The sequence below is a fragment of the Candidatus Methanoperedens nitratireducens genome, assembly GCF_900196725.1.
GTDB lineage: Archaea > Halobacteriota > Methanosarcinia > Methanosarcinales > Methanoperedenaceae > Methanoperedens > Methanoperedens nitroreducens_A.
Genome location: NZ_FZMP01000204.1, coordinates 1 through 4,625, shown reverse-complemented (window position 1 = coordinate 4,625; position 4,625 = coordinate 1). Strand labels below are relative to the sequence as shown.

The following is a 4,625-nucleotide window of genomic DNA, read 5'->3' as shown; positions in this document are numbered from 1 at the left end:
GCGCCTGCCGGGTATTTGTACTCTGCTCCCAGCTGGTTAATAATCGAAGTATCGACATTTGCCGCCTTTGTGTTAAGTGAAGTGTAATACGCGCTGTTGCCTTCCCTGTATGTCCTTAAATCAAAGTCCTTTGCCGTTGCATCGTTCCACATCTGCTCGATTCTGTTTATCTGTGAGGTCTTAGGGAAGTCGATAATTAAATCTGTGGTTGTGCCTGCGTACGCCGCGCTATACTCATAGGATACGTTTTTGCCCTTTCTTTTGGCTGTCCATACCCCGAAATTATATATCTGCTGCCTTTCCACGCTTTCTTTTTCACCTGTCAGAATTTGCAGGGCATTGAGTATTTTTTCAAGTAAATTTAAAGATTCATGACATGCCATTTTTATGCCTCCGTAATTTCTATTTCCTGCCCTCTTTTTAGGAACCTGCCGTCAGGCTCAAGAATTGGTAATTTTCTTGCAGTAAAGCAGGTAGGGCATGGTATAAGGCTATAGCCGCCGCGCTCCCTTTTCCATCCCCTGCCCCCGCATGTGGGGCATGGCTCATATTTCGTAAAAGGTGGAATATCAAGATTGGGTTTCATTTTACATCGCCCCGGTTCTTGCTACTTCATTGTAGTTCGTGCCATCACTTATGAAAGTAATAGTAAACACTTTCCCGGCTACTGCGCCAGTGTTTAGCGTTCCTGTACTCTTAAAACCCGTATTGAATGTAAGAACGCGGGAGAGTCCATCGCTTGTTATTACAAAAGTTATCACATGCCCCTGAATCTGTGCATACATGTTTATGGTTTCATTCTCGCCCGGTGTCCATGTGAATACGTTAGAATATCCGGGGTCAATTCCCACAATCGCGCCGGGTGTTATTGCTTGTCCGCTTTTCACTTGGATATTAGTATTATAAAGGTCGCCGGAATATCTCATTGATTCTGTTACCGTGAGACGTGCCGCCCGCGCTATTAATCCGCATAGAGCATCTGGATTTTGCGTCATATTTTTTCAGCCTCTGTCTATGAATACATTCACATTTCCCTGGGGAGATTTACAGCGCTTCACAAGAGCAACGTTGCCGTCCTGCCTCTTCATACTCTGAAATAGCCTGGATCTCCGGATCTGATCATATGCTGCCCTGGGAACGTTCACCTGGACTTCTGCCAGGTTAAATGGCTTCACTACACGGACCGTCCCGGTTCCCCTGGTTGCGTGGTCCTCCGGGAGGGGAAGATCATATCTGAACGATGCCCCTTTTTCTTCCTTGCGCTTAATCTCAAGCCTTTTACCTGGCGATAATCGCCGCCAGATACTTGCTACTATGGCAGCAGGGTTCCTCACGTCTGAGCGCTTCCTGATGCCTTCAACCATGGCATAGAACCAGTTCTTTGGAGGACGTCCCTGTTGTGACCTTCCCTGCCTTTCTGCTAAGGTTCTCTGTCGAGGACCTGATAATGTCCTCTGACCTCTCCGGCGCCTTAGAGCTGGATCATACAATACCCGCTCCTGCAGAACAACCTTTGCCGTGGTCCTCTCAATGATCCAATTCACGACTTTTTCAACTCGGTTAAGGTTGCTTAAGAGCTGCACCAAAGAAGGATCATACGATTTGATGTATCGCTGGATATTACCCACAGGTAGATCATAACCTAAAAGCCGTCCTAATGTACCGGCTGAAAATTCAGCGATAACCTCTTGATCTGCATGTTGCCCGCCCCTAAGACCATGTAATTTATCATCAACGGCATGGCTAATTTCATGCAGTAGGGTTTTTATCTCAGGTGTCATGACGGCTATTTCCCTTCTGAACTGGCTGTAATATCCATATGCGTCCCCACTGAACACCCTGGCATTAACAGTTAAACCCAGCTCCCTAATAATAGGCTGGAAATCTGCAGGCACTTGATAATCGATCTGCTCAATTACTACCGGCTGCCCTTCGGTATCCTCGAACCTGAAAACAGGAATACCTCTAAAGCCATAAATGAAATCGTATTGATATTTTTTAAGGACCTCTTTATCCTGGCCGGTTATAGGATCATGCTCGATCTCGATCCTTTGCCCCCATGCCTTCCGGGTCAATGGAGCTAAGATATAGAAGGCTTTAGAGCCTGCCTTAACGTATCTGCCCACTTCCTGCCATTGGTTGTATCCCCTGGCATCCTCAGTACCATTAAATAGCATTATTAAGCGATTAGAGAAGGACCAGGAATCGCTCGGCTTTTGTCTCGATCCTGCAGGTGGCTTGAATACTGCCCTGGCTACAACATCGAACCGTCCATTCTTAACCATATCCAAAAGCTGATTCATGGCTTTTTGGATGATCGGATTATTTTGGATATCCGAATCATATACCGTGAACTCTGCAGGTGGATCATAAAGTCCCATCTGGGCACATGAGTTGCAATCGCATTGCGTCTTGGCATCTTTCAACTCTGCCTTGAGGTTCTGCAGCTTCTGATCAGATTTCTGATGCTCCGATATCTCCTGCTTGAGTTCTTTTGCCTTTTCACATGCAGGGTTTTTTATTATCTCCTGCTCTGCAGCTCCTACCTTCCCGCTGCCTGCAAGGGATGCCATTATATTTTTGTAATTTTCACGGTAGCTTAATTCAGGGTCAATCAATGCGTGCAAATCAACAGTATCAGGGTCAATTCCCTTCTTGATCAACTGCTTTGAAATGAATGATATCTGCGATTTTACAGACATCCTCCTGGGATCGTAGAGCTGCTCGGCTATTTGCCTGTCAAGCTTCATCCTTTACCTCCGTTGCTTTTCTCAGTGCCAGGCTTTTGAGCTCGTACCCGGCTATACCCGCTATCACTGCGATCACAGTGCTCAGGAGTACCCCGTTTACGTGCAGGACCAGCAGCGCTATTGCTTCCAGGACTGCAATGGCTGCAATTGCAACTATTTTAATAGCTGTTGAATCCTGCATCAGATCACTTCCGCGCACACGTTATGCGTTCCTGGCGACATCTTGATGTTATAATCAAGAGTGTAATCACCGTTGAAGGGCCCATCCCTTTTGACCTCTGCCCCATCGACAAGGATCCTGAAACTACCTCCGTTCAGCAGCCGCACAGATACCCGTACCCACCCTTCCGAGGCAGGATATCCGGGAACATCTGACGGATTGGCTGCAACTGCAGCTACCTGCGGTTGATCCGAGGCTGGACAAATAGTGCCTTTACGAGCGTATGGCTGTACAATGTCTTCGTATAAACCCAAACATCCGTAACCCAGGGATTTCATGAGTTTCTGCATTGCTATATAAGCAGAAGATGAAGGGTTGAGTGCATTGCTTCCGAAAATATTCTGGAGGCTTCCATCGTTTTTAAGCAGGCTTAACTTCTCGTCGTATCTAACAGAGTGGATTACAGCAGCCATGTTACCTCTTCTTGGCGAATTCGCCTATAACGTACGCAGCTGCTATCAATCCCGCTACAGGGAGAACAATGCCACCCCAGTCCGTTTCTTTTTTCTCGCCGGGTACATTACGCAGTATTGCCTCGATTAGCGCCTGTTTTTGCGCGGGTGTTAGTGATTGGTTGGAAAGGATAGTATCTATTTCTGACTGCGTATTATCGCTTATTTTCCCTCTCACTTCTTCGGCTTTGGTTTGAGGTTCCCGCCAGAGCCATACTATTGCTCCTATACCGAGGATCGCGAGCAGGTAGGAGATGCTTTTCCAGTTTGCCTCAATGAATCTGAGTAATCCCGCGCCCGCGCCAAATTCTGCATAATCAGGAGTTTTAGTAAATTCAAACTGGAATACCCAGTTACTCCCTTCCTGATATTTCTTGAAAAACGTTGGTCTGCTCGAAGGGTTACTTGTAGCCCATACCGCCGCAATGATTAACGCTTCATTGTCAGTAAGGTTGGTTACAAGCTCTTTTTTTACTTTGCCCGTACCCGGTAATGTTACCTTAAAAGTGGTTTCAAAAAGGTGCGTCTCAAAGTCATACGATGCAAGAATCGCCGTGTATTCCCCGGATTCCGTAAAGTATTTCCATTCGATTACGTCCGTCCTGCATCCCCCTTTTGGTACATCTACTTTACCAAATTCCGCACCTTTTGGGGTGAGTACATACATGTACGCGCCGCAAGAATCGGAACACGATACGAATTTAACGCCTGCCGCATCTGATGATACGGTTATTTTATTTTGCCCTGACGTTGCCACACATTTCCCACTCCCGCTATCTCCGGCATATATAAATTTGGTGTATTGTGTGCCATCAGGTAACTTAACCACGTTCCCGGATTCATCAATAAGATAAACAAGATATGTGCCCGCCGGAATATCTTTTTTATATGTTGCAAATGTCGTACAGGTGTTTGTCACCCAGCCACTGTAGAAATCCCTGTATTTCCCGTATGCCTCGCGTACAAGCGCCCGCAAGGTCCCGTTATTTGCACAGACTTTTATCTTGAATGATTCTGATTCTTCTGTTATTACCAAACTGCCTGAGACCATATTTCCTCCACCGCCTCCAGAGCCGCCTGCTGTTGCTGATGTACATGCCATTATACAGCCTCTGCGCACACGTTATGCGTTCCCGGCTGCATCTGTATCTGGAATCCCCATGATGCCCCTGTGCCGGCATTTACGGGACCCTGGCGCTTGAC

Annotated in this window: 7 protein-coding genes; all 7 read right to left on the bottom strand. The window is 46.8% G+C overall.

Annotated features, from left to right (window positions below; translation table 11 throughout):
* On the bottom strand, positions 1–383 hold a 383-nt coding region (locus tag MNV_RS14540), incomplete at its 3' end, for a hypothetical protein (protein WP_143311810.1).
* Between the two features lie 2 nt (positions 384–385).
* Entirely contained in the window at positions 386–586 is a 201-nt protein-coding gene (locus MNV_RS14535; RefSeq protein ID WP_096206673.1) for a hypothetical protein, read from the bottom strand.
* Between the two features lies 1 nt (position 587).
* Positions 588–995, bottom strand: a complete 408-nt coding sequence (locus MNV_RS14530) for a hypothetical protein (protein WP_096206672.1) — start codon at positions 993–995, stop codon at positions 588–590.
* A gap of 6 nt (positions 996–1,001) precedes the next feature.
* Positions 1,002–2,750 (bottom strand): zincin-like metallopeptidase domain-containing protein, encoded by a 1,749-nt coding sequence (locus tag MNV_RS14525; protein ID WP_096206671.1) that lies wholly within the window; start codon positions 2,748–2,750, stop codon positions 1,002–1,004.
* On the bottom strand, positions 2,740–2,931 hold the full coding sequence (locus tag MNV_RS14520; protein WP_096206670.1) for a hypothetical protein: 192 nt from the start codon (positions 2,929–2,931) through the stop codon (positions 2,740–2,742). Before MNV_RS14520 ends, MNV_RS14525 begins: the two co-directional genes overlap by 11 nt.
* Complete coding sequence (locus MNV_RS14515; RefSeq protein ID WP_096206669.1) at positions 2,931–3,383, bottom strand: hypothetical protein; 453 nt, start codon at positions 3,381–3,383, stop codon at positions 2,931–2,933. Before MNV_RS14515 ends, MNV_RS14520 begins: the two co-directional genes overlap by 1 nt.
* Before the next feature lies 1 nt (position 3,384).
* Complete coding sequence (locus MNV_RS14510) at positions 3,385–4,524, bottom strand: hypothetical protein (protein WP_096206668.1); 1,140 nt, start codon at positions 4,522–4,524, stop codon at positions 3,385–3,387.
* Positions 4,525–4,625: the final 101 nt, after the last annotated feature.

Excerpts from the sequence above, each read along its gene's own strand:
- MNV_RS14535 (WP_096206673.1), bottom strand. The coding sequence starts at position 586 with ATGAAACCCAATCTTGATATTCCACCTTTTACGAAATATGAGCCATGC.
- MNV_RS14530 (WP_096206672.1), bottom strand. The coding sequence starts at position 995 with ATGACGCAAAATCCAGATGCTCTATGCGGATTAATAGCGCGGGCGGCA.
- MNV_RS14525 (WP_096206671.1), bottom strand. The coding sequence starts at position 2,750 with ATGAAGCTTGACAGGCAAATAGCCGAGCAGCTCTACGATCCCAGGAGG.
- MNV_RS14520 (WP_096206670.1), bottom strand. The coding sequence starts at position 2,931 with ATGCAGGATTCAACAGCTATTAAAATAGTTGCAATTGCAGCCATTGCA.
- MNV_RS14515 (WP_096206669.1), bottom strand. The coding sequence starts at position 3,383 with ATGGCTGCTGTAATCCACTCTGTTAGATACGACGAGAAGTTAAGCCTG.
- MNV_RS14510 (WP_096206668.1), bottom strand. The coding sequence starts at position 4,524 with ATGGCATGTACATCAGCAACAGCAGGCGGCTCTGGAGGCGGTGGAGGA.